This window comes from Microbacterium sp. GQ128 (assembly GCF_059758615.1).
On record NZ_JCAXDY010000005.1, the window covers coordinates 230,527 to 246,548 of the forward strand.

Consider the following 16,022-nt stretch of genomic DNA (forward strand, 5'->3'; position numbering starts at 1 on the left):
GGTAGGGGAAGGGGCAACGGTTTCATCGATACGCTGATCGCGTGAAGATCTTCATCAGCTGGTCCGGAGAGCGGTCGCGTCAAGTCGCTGAGGCGCTGCGCACCTGGCTCCCTACTGTCCTCGCAGGAAGCGTCGAGTGCTTTGTGTCTAGTCAGGATATCCGCCGCGGTGATCGAGGCATGGACGTTATCGCGGGCGAGCTGCAGGATCGTGATTTCGGCATCGTTGTTCTCACGAAGGACAACATGACGTCACCGTGGATCAATTTCGAAGCCGGCGCGCTCGGCAAGTCGCTTGGGGTGGGGAAGGTTGCTCCGGTCCTGTTGGACATCACGCGTGCCGATGTTGAAGGGCCCATCTCCCAGTTTCAGAACTCGTTGCTGACGGACCGTGACGACATGCGGCAGTTCATCCGTGACCTCGCAGCGATGAGTCCTGGCATCCCGGCAGAGTCCGTCGATGCGCTGTTCGGTGTCAAGTGGCCCGAGCTAGAAAGCGTGATTGAGCGAGCGGTGGGCATGGAGAGTCCGACCACTAGTCGGTCGACGGATTCCATGCTCGAAGAGGTGCTAGAGCATGTGCGCTCGCTGCGACGCTTGCGGCGCCCCGTCGTGATTGACGAGCAGGACGAGCAAAAACGGAAGAACCGTATCGCATACATGACTAGGCACCACGGGGGAGATGTCGCCAACCTTGATGGGCGCTCTCTGCAGGTACTGGACTACGACCCTAATACTGACGAAGTATTGATCCACCCCCCAGAGGCCTCGGTGCCCATTTGGATGTCGGCGGAAAGTGCGGATCTCACTCCGTTCTGATCTCGCAGGCTGGGTGTGAAGGATCGTCCGGGACGATGAGATCAGGCATCATTCACACTCGTGACTGTGTCCTGATCCCGCAGCGCTTCTATGAGCTGTGCGCGACGATCTCGATCTGCGCGCGGGGGCGCCCCGGGGTAACGACGATGCGAGCAATCAGCGCCCGCAGATACTCGCGGCGTTCTGACACTTCGAGGTCGTCCCACCGGTCGAGCAGTACAGGAAGGACGCGGATCGGCGCGGCCTGCTGCACCTCTGTTGTCCGAAGCTCCTGTTCGAGCGCAGCCGCCTCGCTCGCGTATCGGTCGCGCAGCGTTTCATACGCCGCCTGGGGCATGCCCATCGTGAGGCGTTGCTCTGCGAGCATCACCTGGCGGTTGGCGAGATCGGCGAGACGCCGCTTGAGATCGGCTGTTGGGTCGGCGGTAAGTCGCCGTGGTCGGCGTTGTATGCCCGCCTCGGCTTCGGCTCGAACCCGGATCTCGCGTTCGTCCAGCCAGGCCCTGACCGCTTCGTGGATGAGCGCTTCTGCGACGTAGCCGCCGTCGTGGGTGCCCTTCTCCTTGCCGTCCTTGCATCGGTACGATTGCGCTCGGTCGTGGCCGTGGGCGCCGCCGTGCATCTTCGACCCGCATGCGCACCAGACCATGCCGGAGTAGGCGTAGGTCGACCGCTCGGATCGCCTGTAAACCCGCCGACGTCCACGGGCCTCGCAGTAGGCATCCCACTCGGCGGCCGTGAGGATCGGAGCGTGGATCCCTTGCTTCTGCTCGCCCTGATAGGTGATGAGTCCCGCTGCGAAGCCCGAGTCGAGCACTCGTCGGAGCGTCCGTTCGGACCAGAGACCGTCGCCGGTACCGCCGTAGCCGCCGACAGGACGAGTGGGACCGTCGTTGAGCCAACGCACGAGCGCGTAGACGCTCTCGCCGGCGATGTAGCGTCGGTAGGCGTCGGCGAGCACCGGCCCCGTGATTGGGTCTGGAGTGAACCCATCGGCGGGGGAGTAGGCGTACCCGAAGCGGGGCTTGCCGTTGATCGGCTTCCCCTCGCGGAAGCGGCGAGCATGTGCCTCTCGCCAGGTGTCACCGATCAGGTCGGCTTGGTAGGCGTTGAACTCTCCGACCATGCCGCGGGCGAGCCTTCCATGCGAGGTGCGGTCATCGATCGGTTCAGTCGCCGAGAGTAGTCCGCCGCCAAGAGCATCCACGCGATCGAGAGCGACCGCCCACCTAAGGCGGTGGCGGGCGGTTCGCGAGAACTTCCAGACAACGATCACCTCGAACTCGCCAGCTTCGAGCCGTTCGATTGACTGGTCGAGTCTCGGCCACCAGGCTGAGCGCGCTCGGGAGCCGGTCTCGTCGATGCCCTCGACCCAGTCGACGATGTCGATGCCGTTCGCAGCTGCGTAGCTCTCGATTGCATGGCGCTGGACGTCAGGCGAGGTCATGCCGTCACGCTCGCGCGAGACGCGGATCATCCCGAGTCCACGTCTGTGCGCGGGAGTCGCGGCGAGGTGCCGCCGCGGGTTGGCCATCAGCCGACCTCGATGCGGTGAGCCCACTGCCCGGCGCCCATCTTCGGCGCGACGTAGACGTCTCGATCGACGCGGAGCAGGACGCGGCGGAAGGCCTCGACGAGATCAGTAGTGACGCGCAGAGCGATTGCCATCGCCTCGAGGTGGCCGTCGTGACGGGCTTCCTCGCGGCGGTAGTCGTCGGGGTCGATCAGGCGAAGCGCCGCCCACTCATCGGCGCGCCGCTCACGCTTCGCATTCACAGGGCCGAAGCGTGTCGGACTATCGCCGTAGACAGCGTGACAGGTTTCATGCGCGAGCGTGCTGACGTAACGCCGCAGCAGCAGATCATGCTGGATGCGGATCAAGCGCTCGGTGTGCAGGTACTCGCCGTCGCGATCGCCGGGCAGGTCGCAGAACTCGACCCGCACGCCAAGCGCGTCGAGCATTTCGTACAACTCAAGAATCTTCGAGTCCACTCAGAACTCCCCCTCGTCCCCTCCGGGGTCGCGCGACTTCTTCTTCGCGACCGCTCGCATATCCTCTGGTGATCCACCGACACCGAACTGGCCGTGGATGAGTTCGCCGGACTTCCGTCGTGGTCGCGCCTTCGTAGCGGCGTCCGCTGCGGCGATGACCTCGATCAGGTCTACGCCGATGACATCGCACACGGCGTCGAGCTGGTCGAGCGTGAAGACCTTCTTGCCGGTCAAGGCTCTGGACAGTTGAGACGGGGAGATCCCGGCCTCGTCCGCGACGCGGGCCTGCGCGAGGCCGCGGTCGGAGATTGCCTCGCTGAGCAGCAGGCCGACGTGCTGGCTCAGGGGGCTGGGCAGCGGTTGAGTTCCGGTGGGCACCTGCCAATTGTGGCAGGTGACTTGCCATTTGGCAATGTTCATCGCATCATTGCCATATGGCAACGCAACCGATCAGCGCGAAGGTGACCGCAGTCGTTCGTATGGCGCTCGACGAGCGGGGACTCACGCAGGAGTGGCTATCCGAAGAGACCGGCATCCCGATGCGGACACTCGCTCGCCGACTGCACAAGGTCAACCCGTCGAGCTTCCCTCTCGATGAGGTTGAGGTCATCGCAACGGCGCTGGGGAGCGACCTCGTCTCGCTGCTTACTGCGGCGCGCCAGCTGCAGCCAGTCCTGGCGGCGGCATCGTGAGCGCCGTCACCGTCGAGGCCCGCAACGAGCCGTCGGATGCTGCCTGGCTGCGATCCGGCGACATCGCAGCTCGCATCCTTGAAAACCTCGCTCAGCGCGACGCGCGCGCCGCTGCTGCGAACATGCCGACTGGGGATATCGGCAACGCCGGCCGGGGCACCGTTGGGACGGTTGCCCCGGTGCAGGTGGAGAGCGCAGCATGACCGCGCTCGACGTTTTTCAGTACGCGGACCGCGAAGTGCGCACTGTCCAAGTCGACGGCGAAGTGTGGTTCGTGCTCGCGGACATCTGCGTCGTGCTTGGCGTCTCGAACGTGGGCAACGTCGCCGCACGCCTGGATGAAGCTGATATCCGCCAGACGGACGTCAGCTCGGGCGGGCAGCGCCGCGCAGTCACGATCGTCTCCGAGTCCGGCATGTACGAGGTCGTCATCCGGTCCGACAAGCCCGAGGCTCGCCGCTTCCGCTGGTGGGTCACGCACGAGGTCATCCCCGCGATCCGTCGCACCGGAACGTACGCCGTCGAGTCGCCCGAGCAGCTGATGGCGCGCGCCGTCGTCCAGGCGCAGGAGATCATCGCCCGGAAGGACGAGCAGATTGCCGTGCTCGCGCCTCGTGCTGAGGCATGGGACGAGATCGCCGACGCCGGCACGGACTACGCCGTGCGCGACGTCGCCCCGATGCTGAGCCGTGCAGGTATCGAGACCGGCCCGCAGCGACTGTTCGAAACGCTCCGCGAGCTCGGCTGGATCTACCGCGGCGAGAAGCGTCGCTGGACGCCGTACGCACGCGCAGTCGACGCCGGATTCCTCAAGGTGCGCGCGATGGCTCCCTATCGCGACCGCGACACAGGAGGCCTCGTGCCTTCCGCCCCGCAGGTGCGCGTAACCGCGAAGGGCGTCGAACGCCTCCGCGTCCGCCTCGGCGCGGGCGCACTTACTCCCTGACCCATACATAAGAAAGCGGGGCGCCCGTTGCACCGGACGCCCCACTGAAAACGAAAGGCAAGCACATGCCTCAGGCACAGGATACCGACACCTCCGTGACCGTGGTGGGCGAATTCGCCCCGCGCCCAGCATCCCGGCACCTCAGCGTGGCCGACCGCACCGAGCCAGCCATCACCGGACCGATCGCCACCGACCGCCGCTTCTGGCCACTCGCCCCTTGGCGCTTCGTGCTCGTGCTCGTCGCACTTGGCACCGCCGCTGTGTGCGGGCCGCCCGCAGCCAACCCCGCGACGGGCTTCAACGGAGCCGACCTCGGGGTGCTCATCAGCTTGGCGATCTTCGTCGCCGCATTCGCCATCCGCTCACCACGACGAAAGGACACACGGTGAACGACAACAAGGAGGAGACGAGGCGGCCGCAAGGACTGTCCGAGATCCTCGCCACCGTCCGCCCCAACGCGGACGCCGAGCTCGGGCAGGAACTGTCCGCGCTGGTCGAGGCGGTGAACACGACCGGCAAGGCCGGATCGCTGACCTACACGATCACCGTCAAACCCGCTGGGTCGTCGGGCGTCACGGTCGAGATCGCGGACAAGATCACCGCGAAGCGGCCGGAGAAGAGCCGGGCCACCTCGATCGCATTCGTCGGCGAGGGGAACACCCTCCACCGCAACGACCCGACCACCACCCCTCTGTTCAACGACGAGGACATCCGCGACGCCGGCGCGCATGTCGACCTCCGAACCGGCGAGATCAAGGAGGCACCCGGAGCATGACCAGCATCCAGGACACCCACACCGACGCAGGAGTCGTCGCAGCCCTCGCCAATCAGGCGGCAGGCGCGGAGATCCTCTCCGTCGGCGACGTCTACGCCATCGCCGACGACGAGGGAGGCACGCGCGTCGTCGACACCGACGCGTATGCCGAGCACCCTCGTCACGAAGCAGCTGCGCGCAGCGTCACGGACGCCGAGTCGTTCGTGAAATACATCAACCGGCACGCGCTCGAAGGCACCGAGGTGTACGCGCACATCAACACCTCGAAGGTCATCGCCGTCATCGACTCCCACGAGCCGACCGGTGGCGAGCCCGGGTGGCAGAAGCACCGCGTCAGCCTCGATCTGGAGCACTCGAAGGCGTGGCTCGCCTGGGCCGCCGCCGACGGGAAGCTCGCGACCCAGGAGGAGTTCGCGGACTTCCTCGACGACCGCTACCTCGACGTCATCGAGCCGACTCCCGCGCAGATGATCGACATCGCCCGAACCTTCCAGGCGAAGACGAAGGTCAACTTCGAATCGGGGATCCGCGAGACCAGCGGCGAGGTCAAGCTCACCTACCAAGAGGAGACGGCCGCGAAGGCCGGGCAGAAGGGCGACGTCGAGATCCCGTCGCGCATCCAGCTCGCTCTCCGCCCGTACGTCGGCGGCCCGATCTACTCGATCTGGGCCAGCTTCCGGTACCGGCTGCGCGGCGGAACCGTGTCGCTCGGCTTCAAGCTCGAACGCCCCGAGCTGATCCTCGAGGCCGCGTTCGCCGACATCGTCGCCGAGATCCGCGACGGCAAGACCGACAAGCGCCCGAACGGCGACACCTCGGCGCTCGTCGAGACGCGCATCCACGACGGCATCGGAGACGTGCCGATCTTCTACGGCCGCCCCTCGGCCTAACCCGACCGGGGCCGCGGCGCACCCCCAACCTCCGCCGCGGCCCCCACCCCTCGACTCCCAGGAGCCCACCGTGAGCCAGTCGCTCGACGTCATCACCGCCCTCGTCGCCGAGGGGCTGCGCAAGCACATGACCACCCACCGCAAGTACCTCGCACCGTCCGAGCGCCAGGCCATCGCCGCCGACAACGCGGCCGTCGCGCTCGCCGTGCTCGTCGACGTCACCGGAGGCCACGACCACATCGTCCGCGCCTACGACGACGGCACCTTCACCCTGCAGCACCCGCTCATCGAGCGCCTCACCGACGACCTGTTCGCCTGCGAAATCCTCGACCACCTCGCCGCCGGCGAGCCCATCGACGCAGGCCGCTACAAGGTCATCGCCACCGACTCCGACACGTTCGAACTCATCCCCACGAAGGACCAGCCATGACCCCGCAGATCATCGCCGAGGCCGTCACCGCCGTGCGCGTCGCCTCGCAGGACAACGAGACCGAGTGGCTCGACGCGCGAGCCGAGGGCGCGACGGCATCCGAAGTGCCGAAGCTGTCGCCCGCCACGTGGAGCAGCGTTCTCTCCGAGAAGCTCAACGGCTCCACCTTCGGCGGCAACGCTCACACACGACGTGGCCACGACCGCGAGCCCGAGATCCTCACCGACCTCGAATGGGTGACCGAGTCGAAGATCATCCCCAACCGACACGTCTGGGCGTCCAACCGCAACCGCCGCCACCTCGCGACGCCCGACGGCTTTCAGATCCTCGCCGACGGCCGGGTCCGCGGCGTCGAGGTGAAGAGTCACGAGCACGGCTGGAAGATGCCGAAACGGGTCATCCCCTCGGACCACTTCGACCAGATGCAGTTCGGCATGGCGGTCCTCGGCTTGGACGAGTGGCTCTATGGCTGGGAGGTCATGGGCGACGGCGGAGCAACGCCGGCTGAGGACCCGCAGTATCGCGTCGTCGAGCGCGACCAGGGCCGCATCGACGAGCTCGTGGCCGCCGCTGACGCGTTCCTCGCGTGGATCGATGCCGGGGCCCCTGTCGAGGAGATCAGCCCGGAGCTCGAAGCCGCGAAGGTCACGATGATCGCCGCCGAGCGGGTGGCGAAGGCCGCAGAGGCGGCGAAGGCGGCCGCCCGCGCAGAGTTCTCGAAGCTCCTCGAGGCCGAGTTCCCCGACGCGACGAAGACCGGTTGGAAGCACGGCGACGACTCGACCGTGATCCTCGCTCGCCCGGCCCGCAAGGTCACCATCGACGAGACCGCGTGGGCGGCAGCAGAGCCGACCGGATTCGCCGAGTTCGAAGCCACACGCACCGCGGTCAACGAGACCGAGGAGAGCGCACTCAAGCTCTACCCGCACGTCACCTTCGCGAAGCCCGCACTGCGCATCGCGCTCCCGAAGGTGGTGTCCGCGTGAGCGCTGAGATCACCGAAGAGGCAGTGCAGCAGACCCTGCAGAGCTACCTCGCTGTCGCGACGAAGACCGGCGAGCTGCGCGGCGTGAACGTCGAGTTCACGGCCGACGGCGAGACATGGCATCCGCTGATCTTCGGCCTCGGCGAGGGCGAGCACCCCCTCGCCGCGCGTGCTCGCGTGCACCGCGAAGGTTGGGCCGAAGCCACCCACGCACCCGAGCTGTGGGAAGAAGTCGTGCCCGCCATCGACGGGTGGCGAGACCTGTGGTTCGCCCGCCCGCACGTCCTGTTTGGGGCTCACGCCCTGCGCCTGGCGCTGCGAAGGACGTTCGCCGACGTACTCGGAGAGCGACGCGAGCCCGATGACCTCGACGCCCAGGCCTCACCCGGGCGACCCGCGCCGGCGTCCACGGAGACGACCGACTGGTCGGCCCGCATCGCTGCCGCGGAGACCGTCGACGCACTCAACGAAGTGCGCGCAGCTGCGCGAGCCGCTCGCGCCGTGACGCTGACGCTGAAGCAGGAGATCGACGCGCGCCGCGCCGAGCTCACCGCATCCGCCGCATCGGCGTGGGAGCTGCCGGCCGCCGAGGAGACCACTGAGGTCGAACCCGACCGACCCACTCGCCCGAAGCCACAGGACCACCTGCCATCCCAGAACCGCGCCGGCCGCCGCGCCGCCGCCCGCAAGAAGGGACACCGCCGGTGAACACCGACCCGATGACGGGCGAGGTGCTCGAAACGGACGCCGTCGCAGAGTCGATGGAGCTCGTGCCGCTGAACCTCGCAGCGCTCGACGAGACTGCGCTGCTCGCGATGTTCCCGACGCCAGTGCAGGCAGCGGGCGCGCTCATCTGGGCCCGCGCGACGAACGCCCGTGCACCGAAGGCTCTGAGCGACTACCGGACCAAGCTCCGCAAAGCGCAGCGCGACAAGAAGATCGCGATCGGCCGCGCCGTGAAAGACCTCCGCGAGGACTACCCGCGCGCCACCCTCACCGAACTACGCGACCTCGCCTACGGCGCCGACGACCGGGTGATCGCCACCCTCGACGCCGAGGACGACGCATGGCTCGAGTTCGAGTACGCGAAGGACTACGCCGCCGCCATCAAAGAGGACATCGAGATCCTCCGATCCATCAACGCCAACTTCCGAGGAGAGCACCGATGAGCGCCCACATGGGGACCACCGATCGCGTCCGGTTGATGTGCAACCACGGCACGTGCATCGCTACCTTCGGCCGCAACCACACCTCAGCCAACGCCACGCGCGCCGCAGCGCAGAAAGCCGGATGGGACGTGGCGTCGCGCGACGACCGCCGCGACTTCTGCCCCGAGCACGCGGGAGCGAACCGATGAGCGCCGAGCTCGACGAGCTGAAGGCAAAGCTCGCACACGCACGGGAGCGACTCGAAGCAGCGAACGCAGCCATGCGAGCCGCAGAACGCAAGGACGAGGCCGCACACGAAATGGGCGGCGGCATCCTCGGCTTTGGTGGCTCCGGCAATCAGCGCGCGGCGCAACAGGTTCGATCTGCGCACGGGACGGCCTACCGAGCATGGAAAGAAGCCTCAGAGCGCATCGAAAAGTGGTCGTATCGCGTCAAGCGCCTCGAGTCTCGAATCGCGGAGATTGAGCGCGTGCGCCTCACCCGAGACGACGTACTCGGCGCGGTGCTGATCCACGACGGCATCTCGTGGCGGAAAGTCATCCGCGTCAACGCGAAGTCGGTGTCTGTCGACAGCGGCTATTCGTGGGTCGATCGTGTGGCGTTCGACCAGATCCGCGCGATCAAGAAGCCGGAGGTCTCGGCGTGACGCTCCATTACGAGGACGCCGGCCTCCGACTGTTTCACGGCTCAAACCGCGACATCCTCCCGACTCTGCCCGACTCTTCGTACGACTCGATCGTCACCGACCCGCCGTATGAGCTCGGATTCATGGGCAAAGGATGGGACTCCACCGGCATCGCATACGACGTCGACGTGTGGCGCGAGTGCTTCCGCGTGCTCAAGCCCGGAGGACACCTGTTGTCGTTCGGCGGCACTCGTACCTTCCACCGCATCGCCGTCGCGATCGAGGACGCCGGCTTCGAGATCCGCGACTCGATCGGTTGGATCTACGGTCAGGGCTTCCCGAAGTCGATGGACGTCGCAACCGCCGTCGACAAGCTCGACGCGGCCTCCGAACGTCGTGCTCGCGCGCTCACCTTCACCGCCTGGATGCGCGAGCACATCACCGCCCAGCGAATCAACGAGCTCACCGGCACGGCGATGGGCTCGCACTACGTCACGAACAAGGAGCAGCCGAGCGTCGCGACCGCGGACCTCTTCGACCTGCTGCGTCCGCACCTTCCCGAAGTGCCGGAGGAGATCGAGCAGCTCGTCGCCGAGCGGACCGTCGAGTCGGCGAACTGGGCAGCACGGGAGGTCACCGGCCAGCACGACAAGCCCGCAGCGGCGAACGCCTGGCGCGCGAACGTCGTCGGCGGAGAAGTGAAGGCCGCGCGCGAGAAGCGCGATCGCGCATTCACGCCGGAGGCACAGGCATGGCAGGGGTGGGGCACCGCACTGAAGCCCGCGCTCGAGCCGATCATCGTCGCCCGCAAGCCCTTCAAGGGCACGGTCGCCGCGAACCTCCTCGCGCACGGCACGAGCGCGATCAATGTCGACGCCTGCCGCATTCCTTTCGCCTCCGACGCGGACCGTCGCGAATCGACCGAGAAGAACCAGCACGCGAAGTTCGGCACGAAGCCCGGACAGAACAAGGTCTACGGCGACTACTCACAGACCGAGATGAAGGACTACGACGGCACCAGGGGTCGGTGGCCAACCAACATCGTGCTCAGCCACCGGGCCGCGGTCGACCCCGCAACTGGCCAGATCCTCGGCGACGCATGCGCCGCCGGATGCGTAGACGGATGCCCAGTCGCTGAACTCGGCGACACGGCTCGGTTCTACCCGGCCTTCCGGTACGAGGCGAAGGCGAAGGACTCGGAGCGGCCCGAGGTCGACGGCGTCGAGCACGCCACCGTGAAGCCCCTTGGCCTGATGCAGTGGCTCGTCCGACTCGTCACGCGCAGCGGCGGCCGAGTGCTCGACCTCTACGCAGGCTCCGGGACCACAGGCGAGGCCGCTCTGCTCGAAGGCATGGAGGTCGACCTGATCGAACTCGAAGACGACCACCTGCCGCTGATCCTCGCCCGCGTGCGCAAGCCCCTGCAGCCGTCGATCTTCGGCGACTGGGAAGGCGGTGCGGCATGAAGCATCTGCCCTCCGGTGCGACCCCGGAGACGCGCCCCCACGAGCGGCGCACACCGTGCTCGCGACGCTGCTGCTGGACACCCCTCGGACACTCGACCGTCCGGGACCACCTTCCCACCGCCGACCCGTCTGCATGCCGCTGCCACCGAGAGGAGAAGCGATGATCGCCCCGAAGACACCAAAGCCGTCGGCGACCGACGAGAAGGCCGCCTACGACCTCGCGACCGAACGCGACAAGGAGCGGTGCGTCCGCTGCGGCGCGTACGGCATCCAGCGCGACCACCGTCAGAACCGCCAGTCGGGCAACACGGTCATCACGAACCTGCAGGGCCTGTGCCCGATCTGCCACCTGTGGAAGACGGAGCACCCCGAAGCGGCGATCGCCGAGGGCTTCGCAGTGCCGAGGTGGGCACGCCCCGAGTGGTGGCCGGCGTACCGCTGGGGCATCGGGTGGGTGCTCTACCTCACCGAGGCGGACAGCTTCGGCCGGTGGTGGACCGAGATCACGGAGTCGACGGCGACGCTCCTCATGACGAGCGGACAGGTAGGAACACGATGAACGTGCAGAGAGAGATCGACGCGGCCAACCGCCGCATCCGCAAGCAGATTAACGCATCCGCCCGCGCGGCGCTGATTCGCATCGGCGTGGACGTGGAGGCGATGGAGCGTGAGGAGGCTGAGGAGCGTGCACGCGAGGCCCGCGAGTCGTTCTCGGCGCTCGGCGCCGCGCTCGGCTTCGCGCTCAACGCCATCGTCGACCTCGCAACGGCCTTCGCGAGCGGCGTTGAGTCCGCGATGACGACCGAGGTCGTGGAGTGGAAACAGGCATCGGGCGAGCGCTACGCCGTGCACGAGGCCGATCCGGACGTGACGTCATGAGCGCGATGCCCGAGTTCGCGATGACGTACGTCGTCTACTGGCCCGAAGCCGGCGTGCTGAAGGTGGGGCGCGCGTGGCGCTTCCACCGGGTGCAGATGATGACCCGCTCGGGCGGGCACATCATCGTGCTCGCCCGCGGCACGGACAAGACGTGGGAGGCGGAGGCGCTGCGCACTCTGCGCCGCTGGTTCCCGAAGGCGTTCCGCAACGAGGAGGAGGCGCGCGAGCTGCTGTTCATGGGCCGCGGGTGGACCGAGTGCTTCGAGGTCGACGAGCACCACCTGCAGCTCGCCGTCGACCTGTGTTTCGAGGGATTCGCGAGAGGGAACGATCAAGGTGTCAACGAAGAACGTGCAACGGAAGATCAGCGCGGAGGATCTGCAGTTCGCGGGCTACCTGCGAGCACCGGTGGCCGCGAAGCCGACAGCGATCGGGCTGTGGCTGCACACCGACGGCCTCGGACGCCGCGAGGTAGTGCCGGAACTGCTCGCGGCCGCGATCTATCCCGGCGAGGCGGCGACCGAGCTCGTGCTCGAGCATCTGCTGATGCTGGACGAGTCCGGGTTCCTGGACTTCTACACCGAGGCGGGGACCGAGTACCTGGCACTGCGCCGGCCGTTGAGGCTAGACGCCCGGCTCGCGTGGTCGAACTGCCCCGATCCGCCCGTTCGCGAATCTTCGCGAAGGTTCGCGGCTGTGGGGGGAGCGGGGGTGCGGGCGAGCGAGCGGGTGCGTGCCGAGCAGGCCGAGCGGACGTCGGAGTGGGCGCGCTGGTCGGACGAGCACGAGAGCAAGCCCCAGCCACCTCGACGACCGCTGCTGCTGGATGCTCCGCCCATCGGCTGCCCCGATCACCCCTTCGGCAGGTTCAAGGACTGCGGGCCCTGCGGCACCGCGCGCCGCAGACACGATCGCTGGGTCCAGGAAGCCCGCTACGGCGAGCAGATGACCGAGTACGAGCAGACCCAAGAGGCAGGAGAGGGGTGGGGTGGTGAACCGTTCTGACGCACTCATCGACTTCATCGACCTGACCACGGCCCGATTCGCGAGAGACCGCAGCTTCCGGCTCCGGTTGCTCGCCGAGGCCGATGAGACACCACGAGAGACAGCACACAAGATGCGCCGCGACGCGATGCTCGCGGCTCAGAGGAGGACAGCATCATGACCGAGCCGAACGAAACCCCAGTAACCGCAGTGACCGGCAAGCCGCTCGAGGAGTACGAGCGCTACGTCGACCTGCTGTCGCACGTCATGGCGAACGGCCTGGCGCTCGCGACCGAACGCGACTTCCTGCTCACCCTCGACCCCTCGCTGCCGCTTCACGAGGCGATGCGCGAGCAGGCTCGAGAATCGATCCGGTGGCGATTCGCATTCGATATCGACCGGCTCGAAGAAGCAGGGCGCGAGCACGCCGAGGTGAACGACTGATGGCCGGCGAAACGATCATCACCGTCGTGGGTAACCTGACCGCCGATCCCGAGCTGAGGTACACGCAGAACGGCCTCCCGGTGGCGAACTTCACGATCGCTTCGACGCCGCGCATCTTCGACCGTGCGGCGGGCGAGTACAAGGACGGCGACGCGCTGTTCCTCCGGGCGTCGGTATGGCGGGAGTTCGCCGAGCACGTCGCCGGCAGCCTCACCAAGGGCATGCGTGTCGTCGCTCAGGGTCGCCTCCGGCAGCGCTCGTATCAGGACCGGGAGGGCAACCAGCGCACCGCGATCGAGCTGGAAGTCGATGAGATCGGCCCGAGTCTCCGCTACGCGACGGCGCAGGTCACCCGCACCGCCAAGAACGCCGACGCGAAGGGATCAGCGGCGCAGCCGTCGAACGAAGAGCAGTGGGCGACGCCCGAGCCGCCCGCGGAAGGGGGATGGACCTATGGCGACGACACACCGTTCTGACCTGATCGACGAGCTCGAGAAGGCCATCCGTGACGAAGCATACGACGGAGGGTTCGGCGCTCTGCCGCCGGAGCGATTCACCGACTATGTGCGCACTCTTGCGGAGACGGCGGCGAGGGTCGTGGAGGAGGTACACACCCCGACCAACGACGAGCGGGAGGATCTAGCTCACATCATTCGAAATGCGGACGCGAACGGGCCAGTTTTCGCAACCGCGTTGGCTGAACATATTCTGGCTTCTGGCTTCCGTCGTTCTGAGGTACCGGAGCCGGCGAAGGTCCCCGACCCGACTGGTCGGGGAATGGTCTGTTCTGCGTGCGGTGTGCCGTTCCATCTCGTCCAGCATGGCGAGGGCTGTGACGTTCGGGAGCCGCAGGGCGAACCGTCCGGCGCGACCGAGGGCGATCTCATCGCGTGGCACGCCGAGCAGGTCGAGGCGCTGCGTCCCTTCACGCGCTCGTCCGCGCACCTCAAAGCCGCGATGATGCACGCCGCCACGGTCCGCGCTCTGCGTGCTGCTGGGGGTGAGGAACGGTGATCCTCGAACAGGATGCGATGAAGACCCGCGTCTGGGATGCGTTGACCGAGAGCCTCATTCCCGCCGCCGTCCAGTCTCCCGAGGACGAGATCGTCACGCACGTTGTTCCTCACGGTGCAGACGGCGACATGTATGTGATCGAGGGCGTGATCGACGTGCGCGTGCTCGTGCAGGCGGTAGTCGAGGAGATCTGGCCGGACGTTCGAGAAGGGCAGGTAGAGCGATGACTGACCGTGCGACGCGACGCGCAATGGCGAGAGATCTGCACTATGTCGGCGTGCCGGGTGACCTCGAAGCGATCGCCGACTTCCTGATCACGCGGCGGGGGTGGACGAGGTCGCAGCCGGAGAGCGCCCTGCAGCCCGCAGTGCGGCCGATGATCCAGGACGACGCGCCAGGCGTCATGCGCATCGGCATCTCCGGCTTCACGTCCGACGGTGCTCCCGTGCTCGGGAACGTCGCCCGGACGGCAGCGGAGCGCATCGCCGCGGCGCGGCTCGACCAGAGGAGGGGACACGATGTCTGACCGCTACTGCGTCCGTAGGTGCGTCCGTCGCGGCGAGCACTACGCAGCCTGCGCCCGTCATGGCGAGGACTACACGGGCCCGTTCCCGTGCACCGGCTGCGCGCCGACGTTGTGCCGTGACGGTTCCCTGATCTGCGATCGCTGCTTCGGCCGGATGCGTGCGCTGCTCGCTGACGGCCCGGACCTGATCGGGCGGGTTCGGTCTCTGGCGGACCCGATGAAGGCCACGCCGACGGACAAGGCGCCGGGCGGTCGGGGATCGGCGTCTGAGCCGCCTGCACCGATCGATGCGGATCTCGTCGACGCGCTGATCGTCTTGGAGAAGCTCGAGCCGTGGTGGCATGTCACGCTGTCCGACTACTCGAACGATCTCGATGTCGTGACGTGGCTTGGCGAGGTCGTGCTCGACCGGCATCCCGAGATCGGGGGTGAACGTGACGGGTGGTCGGTTGCTGACGCGATGGCGAAGTGGGGCCTCGAGCGTCGTACGGACGTGTTCGTGTTCCCCGATGACGACGAGGACGACGAGCCCGAGAGTGCTCCAGTGCGCGAGTGGTACGACCCGCTGCTCACGCTCGATCAGGCGGCGAAGCGCGCGAAGGTCTCGCAGCGGCAGATGCAGAGGTGGGTACAGAAGGAGATCCTGACGGTTGTCGCTCAGCATCGGGGACCGCGTGGCTCGGTGATGAAGTACGTCTACGCGTCCGCGGTGGATGCGGCGGCCGCACTGATGCAGGAGCAGCAGCAGGCATCCCGCTTCGCGCCCGTAGACGCGCCGTCGTGATTCTTCTGCGGTGTGTCGCCAGTCGGTGTTAAGCTGTGCTTGCACCTGAACTGTGACCGGAAGCCTCGCCCATCTCGGCGGGGCTTTCGGCGTTTCTGGGTAGTGAGGGCGCCGCCGCCCAAGACTCATCGACTGCACCAGGCGGGTGCCTCGGATGACCTCTGGTGCCCGGGGTGCCCGCTTCCAGACGCTCGGGGGTATCCAGTGGCGAGCACCCCGGCGAACGCGAACGGCCATCGACGCCGACAGGTGCGCATCCGTGTCCTCCGTGAGGAGCATGTGTGCGCGCTGTGCGGGGTGCTCGTGGACAAGTCGCTCACGATGATGGCCGGTGCTCATGGTCCTCGGTGCGGGGGAGCGGGCTGCATCGGCTGCGTACCTCACCCGATGCGAGCCGAGGTCGATGAGGACATCCCTCGCGCCCGAGGCGGGTCACCGTATGACCGTGCGAACACCTGTCTAATGCATCGCAAGTGCAACAGGTGGAAGGGCACGATGACGCTCGCCGAGGCCCGCAGGAAGCTGCACGCGGCCGCCGAGAGCGCAGCAAGCCGGGTCATCACGAACCTCGTGGCCTGGTAGCACTCACGTAGGGGAGGAGAC

At 67.2% G+C, this 16,022-nt stretch carries 26 protein-coding genes; 23 read left to right on the plus strand and 3 right to left on the minus strand.

Features of this window, described 5'->3' with window-relative positions:
• Positions 1-41: 41 nt before the first annotated feature.
• Positions 42-818: a toll/interleukin-1 receptor domain-containing protein gene (locus AC6CHX_RS16920; protein ID WP_498273747.1), complete on the plus strand. Its 777-nt coding sequence runs from the start codon at positions 42-44 to the stop codon at positions 816-818.
• Positions 819-906: 88 nt separating this feature from the next.
• On the opposite strand, the gene AC6CHX_RS16925 is transcribed toward AC6CHX_RS16920, so the two are convergent.
• Genes AC6CHX_RS16925 through AC6CHX_RS16935 form a run of 3 tightly spaced genes read right to left on the minus strand, consistent with a single transcriptional unit; the run spans position 907 to position 3,188 of the window.
• Positions 907-2,352 carry a recombinase family protein gene (locus AC6CHX_RS16925; RefSeq protein ID WP_498273748.1) on the minus strand — a complete coding sequence of 482 codons (1,446 nt, stop codon included), beginning with the start codon at positions 2,350-2,352 and terminating at the stop codon, positions 907-909.
• Positions 2,352-2,810 (minus strand): ImmA/IrrE family metallo-endopeptidase, encoded by a 459-nt coding sequence (locus AC6CHX_RS16930; protein ID WP_498273749.1) that lies wholly within the window; start codon positions 2,808-2,810, stop codon positions 2,352-2,354. Before AC6CHX_RS16930 ends, AC6CHX_RS16925 begins: the two co-directional genes overlap by 1 nt.
• Complete coding sequence (locus tag AC6CHX_RS16935) at positions 2,811-3,188, minus strand: helix-turn-helix domain-containing protein (RefSeq protein WP_498273750.1); 378 nt, start codon at positions 3,186-3,188, stop codon at positions 2,811-2,813. It lies immediately after the preceding gene.
• A gap of 56 nt (positions 3,189-3,244) precedes the next feature.
• On the opposite strand from AC6CHX_RS16935, the gene AC6CHX_RS16940 reads away from it, so the two are divergent.
• The 22 genes from AC6CHX_RS16940 to AC6CHX_RS17045 all read left to right on the plus strand — a co-directional run bounded on the left by AC6CHX_RS16940 (position 3,245) and on the right by AC6CHX_RS17045 (position 15,419).
• The gene (locus AC6CHX_RS16940) at positions 3,245-3,502 is read left to right on the plus strand and encodes a helix-turn-helix domain-containing protein (protein ID WP_498273751.1); all 258 of its coding nucleotides are present in this window, start codon (positions 3,245-3,247) and stop codon (positions 3,500-3,502) included.
• Positions 3,499-3,705, plus strand: coding sequence for a hypothetical protein (locus AC6CHX_RS16945; RefSeq protein ID WP_498273752.1), 207 nt, complete (start codon positions 3,499-3,501; stop codon positions 3,703-3,705). Before AC6CHX_RS16940 ends, AC6CHX_RS16945 begins: the two co-directional genes overlap by 4 nt.
• Positions 3,702-4,448 carry a phage antirepressor KilAC domain-containing protein gene (locus AC6CHX_RS16950; RefSeq protein ID WP_498273753.1) on the plus strand — a complete coding sequence of 249 codons (747 nt, stop codon included), beginning with the start codon at positions 3,702-3,704 and terminating at the stop codon, positions 4,446-4,448. The genes AC6CHX_RS16945 and AC6CHX_RS16950 overlap by 4 nt, the downstream gene beginning before the upstream one ends.
• A gap of 65 nt (positions 4,449-4,513) precedes the next feature.
• Positions 4,514-4,837 carry a hypothetical protein gene (locus AC6CHX_RS16955; protein WP_498273754.1) on the plus strand — a complete coding sequence of 108 codons (324 nt, stop codon included), beginning with the start codon at positions 4,514-4,516 and terminating at the stop codon, positions 4,835-4,837.
• Complete coding sequence (locus tag AC6CHX_RS16960; protein ID WP_498273755.1) at positions 4,834-5,223, plus strand: YfdP family phage-associated protein; 390 nt, start codon at positions 4,834-4,836, stop codon at positions 5,221-5,223. Before AC6CHX_RS16955 ends, AC6CHX_RS16960 begins: the two co-directional genes overlap by 4 nt.
• Positions 5,220-6,113, plus strand: coding sequence for a DUF2303 family protein (locus AC6CHX_RS16965; protein WP_498273756.1), 894 nt, complete (start codon positions 5,220-5,222; stop codon positions 6,111-6,113). The genes AC6CHX_RS16960 and AC6CHX_RS16965 overlap by 4 nt, the downstream gene beginning before the upstream one ends.
• Before the next feature lie 70 nt (positions 6,114-6,183).
• Positions 6,184-6,543: a DUF6085 family protein gene (locus AC6CHX_RS16970; protein WP_498273757.1), complete on the plus strand. Its 360-nt coding sequence runs from the start codon at positions 6,184-6,186 to the stop codon at positions 6,541-6,543.
• Positions 6,540-7,529 carry a YqaJ viral recombinase family protein gene (locus AC6CHX_RS16975; protein WP_498273758.1) on the plus strand — a complete coding sequence of 330 codons (990 nt, stop codon included), beginning with the start codon at positions 6,540-6,542 and terminating at the stop codon, positions 7,527-7,529. Before AC6CHX_RS16970 ends, AC6CHX_RS16975 begins: the two co-directional genes overlap by 4 nt.
• Positions 7,526-8,236, plus strand: coding sequence for a hypothetical protein (locus AC6CHX_RS16980; RefSeq protein WP_498273759.1), 711 nt, complete (start codon positions 7,526-7,528; stop codon positions 8,234-8,236). The genes AC6CHX_RS16975 and AC6CHX_RS16980 overlap by 4 nt, the downstream gene beginning before the upstream one ends.
• Entirely contained in the window at positions 8,233-8,697 is a 465-nt protein-coding gene (locus AC6CHX_RS16985) for a hypothetical protein (protein ID WP_498273760.1), read from the plus strand. The genes AC6CHX_RS16980 and AC6CHX_RS16985 overlap by 4 nt, the downstream gene beginning before the upstream one ends.
• Positions 8,694-8,885 carry a hypothetical protein gene (locus AC6CHX_RS16990; RefSeq protein WP_498273761.1) on the plus strand — a complete coding sequence of 64 codons (192 nt, stop codon included), beginning with the start codon at positions 8,694-8,696 and terminating at the stop codon, positions 8,883-8,885. The genes AC6CHX_RS16985 and AC6CHX_RS16990 overlap by 4 nt, the downstream gene beginning before the upstream one ends.
• Positions 8,882-9,343: a hypothetical protein gene (locus AC6CHX_RS16995; protein ID WP_498273762.1), complete on the plus strand. Its 462-nt coding sequence runs from the start codon at positions 8,882-8,884 to the stop codon at positions 9,341-9,343. The genes AC6CHX_RS16990 and AC6CHX_RS16995 overlap by 4 nt, the downstream gene beginning before the upstream one ends.
• Positions 9,340-10,788: a DNA methyltransferase gene (locus AC6CHX_RS17000; RefSeq protein ID WP_498273763.1), complete on the plus strand. Its 1,449-nt coding sequence runs from the start codon at positions 9,340-9,342 to the stop codon at positions 10,786-10,788. The genes AC6CHX_RS16995 and AC6CHX_RS17000 overlap by 4 nt, the downstream gene beginning before the upstream one ends.
• Positions 10,789-10,948: 160 nt before the next feature.
• Positions 10,949-11,347, plus strand: coding sequence for an HNH endonuclease (locus AC6CHX_RS17005; protein WP_498273764.1), 399 nt, complete (start codon positions 10,949-10,951; stop codon positions 11,345-11,347).
• A complete protein-coding gene (locus tag AC6CHX_RS17010) occupies positions 11,344-11,667 on the plus strand; it encodes a hypothetical protein (RefSeq protein WP_498273765.1) in 324 nt (107 codons plus the stop codon). The genes AC6CHX_RS17005 and AC6CHX_RS17010 overlap by 4 nt, the downstream gene beginning before the upstream one ends.
• Before the next feature lie 336 nt (positions 11,668-12,003).
• Positions 12,004-12,672 (plus strand): hypothetical protein, encoded by a 669-nt coding sequence (locus tag AC6CHX_RS17015; protein ID WP_498273766.1) that lies wholly within the window; start codon positions 12,004-12,006, stop codon positions 12,670-12,672.
• A 156-nt stretch (positions 12,673-12,828) separates the two neighbouring features.
• A complete protein-coding gene (locus AC6CHX_RS17020; RefSeq protein ID WP_498273767.1) occupies positions 12,829-13,095 on the plus strand; it encodes a hypothetical protein in 267 nt (88 codons plus the stop codon).
• A complete protein-coding gene (locus tag AC6CHX_RS17025) occupies positions 13,095-13,571 on the plus strand; it encodes a single-stranded DNA-binding protein (protein ID WP_498273768.1) in 477 nt (158 codons plus the stop codon). The genes AC6CHX_RS17020 and AC6CHX_RS17025 overlap by 1 nt, the downstream gene beginning before the upstream one ends.
• Positions 13,549-14,109: a hypothetical protein gene (locus tag AC6CHX_RS17030; RefSeq protein WP_498273769.1), complete on the plus strand. Its 561-nt coding sequence runs from the start codon at positions 13,549-13,551 to the stop codon at positions 14,107-14,109. The genes AC6CHX_RS17025 and AC6CHX_RS17030 overlap by 23 nt, the downstream gene beginning before the upstream one ends.
• A 17-nt stretch (positions 14,110-14,126) precedes the next feature.
• Positions 14,127-14,336: a hypothetical protein gene (locus AC6CHX_RS17035; protein ID WP_498273770.1), complete on the plus strand. Its 210-nt coding sequence runs from the start codon at positions 14,127-14,129 to the stop codon at positions 14,334-14,336.
• A gap of 23 nt (positions 14,337-14,359) precedes the next feature.
• On the plus strand, positions 14,360-14,635 hold the full coding sequence (locus tag AC6CHX_RS17040; RefSeq protein WP_498273771.1) for a hypothetical protein: 276 nt from the start codon (positions 14,360-14,362) through the stop codon (positions 14,633-14,635).
• A 217-nt stretch (positions 14,636-14,852) separates the two neighbouring features.
• Positions 14,853-15,419 carry a hypothetical protein gene (locus AC6CHX_RS17045; protein WP_498273772.1) on the plus strand — a complete coding sequence of 189 codons (567 nt, stop codon included), beginning with the start codon at positions 14,853-14,855 and terminating at the stop codon, positions 15,417-15,419.
• Positions 15,420-16,022: the final 603 nt, after the last annotated feature.

What these genes read in the sequence shown, in the direction of transcription:
- AC6CHX_RS16925 (WP_498273748.1), bottom strand. Translation starts at nt 2,352, where the DNA reads ATGGCCAACCCGCGGCGGCACCTCGCCGCGACTCCCGCGCACAGACGT.
- AC6CHX_RS16940 (WP_498273751.1), top strand. Translation starts at nt 3,245, where the DNA reads ATGGCAACGCAACCGATCAGCGCGAAGGTGACCGCAGTCGTTCGTATG.
- AC6CHX_RS16950 (WP_498273753.1), top strand. Translation starts at nt 3,702, where the DNA reads ATGACCGCGCTCGACGTTTTTCAGTACGCGGACCGCGAAGTGCGCACT.
- AC6CHX_RS16955 (WP_498273754.1), top strand. Translation starts at nt 4,514, where the DNA reads ATGCCTCAGGCACAGGATACCGACACCTCCGTGACCGTGGTGGGCGAA.
- AC6CHX_RS16965 (WP_498273756.1), top strand. Translation starts at nt 5,220, where the DNA reads ATGACCAGCATCCAGGACACCCACACCGACGCAGGAGTCGTCGCAGCC.
- AC6CHX_RS16975 (WP_498273758.1), top strand. Translation starts at nt 6,540, where the DNA reads ATGACCCCGCAGATCATCGCCGAGGCCGTCACCGCCGTGCGCGTCGCC.
- AC6CHX_RS16990 (WP_498273761.1), top strand. Translation starts at nt 8,694, where the DNA reads ATGAGCGCCCACATGGGGACCACCGATCGCGTCCGGTTGATGTGCAAC.
- AC6CHX_RS16995 (WP_498273762.1), top strand. Translation starts at nt 8,882, where the DNA reads ATGAGCGCCGAGCTCGACGAGCTGAAGGCAAAGCTCGCACACGCACGG.
- AC6CHX_RS17005 (WP_498273764.1), top strand. Translation starts at nt 10,949, where the DNA reads ATGATCGCCCCGAAGACACCAAAGCCGTCGGCGACCGACGAGAAGGCC.
- AC6CHX_RS17010 (WP_498273765.1), top strand. Translation starts at nt 11,344, where the DNA reads ATGAACGTGCAGAGAGAGATCGACGCGGCCAACCGCCGCATCCGCAAG.
- AC6CHX_RS17020 (WP_498273767.1), top strand. Translation starts at nt 12,829, where the DNA reads ATGACCGAGCCGAACGAAACCCCAGTAACCGCAGTGACCGGCAAGCCG.
- AC6CHX_RS17025 (WP_498273768.1), top strand. Translation starts at nt 13,095, where the DNA reads ATGGCCGGCGAAACGATCATCACCGTCGTGGGTAACCTGACCGCCGAT.
- AC6CHX_RS17030 (WP_498273769.1), top strand. Translation starts at nt 13,549, where the DNA reads ATGGCGACGACACACCGTTCTGACCTGATCGACGAGCTCGAGAAGGCC.
- AC6CHX_RS17035 (WP_498273770.1), top strand. Translation starts at nt 14,127, where the DNA reads ATGAAGACCCGCGTCTGGGATGCGTTGACCGAGAGCCTCATTCCCGCC.
- AC6CHX_RS17040 (WP_498273771.1), top strand. Translation starts at nt 14,360, where the DNA reads ATGGCGAGAGATCTGCACTATGTCGGCGTGCCGGGTGACCTCGAAGCG.
- AC6CHX_RS17045 (WP_498273772.1), top strand. Translation starts at nt 14,853, where the DNA reads ATGAAGGCCACGCCGACGGACAAGGCGCCGGGCGGTCGGGGATCGGCG.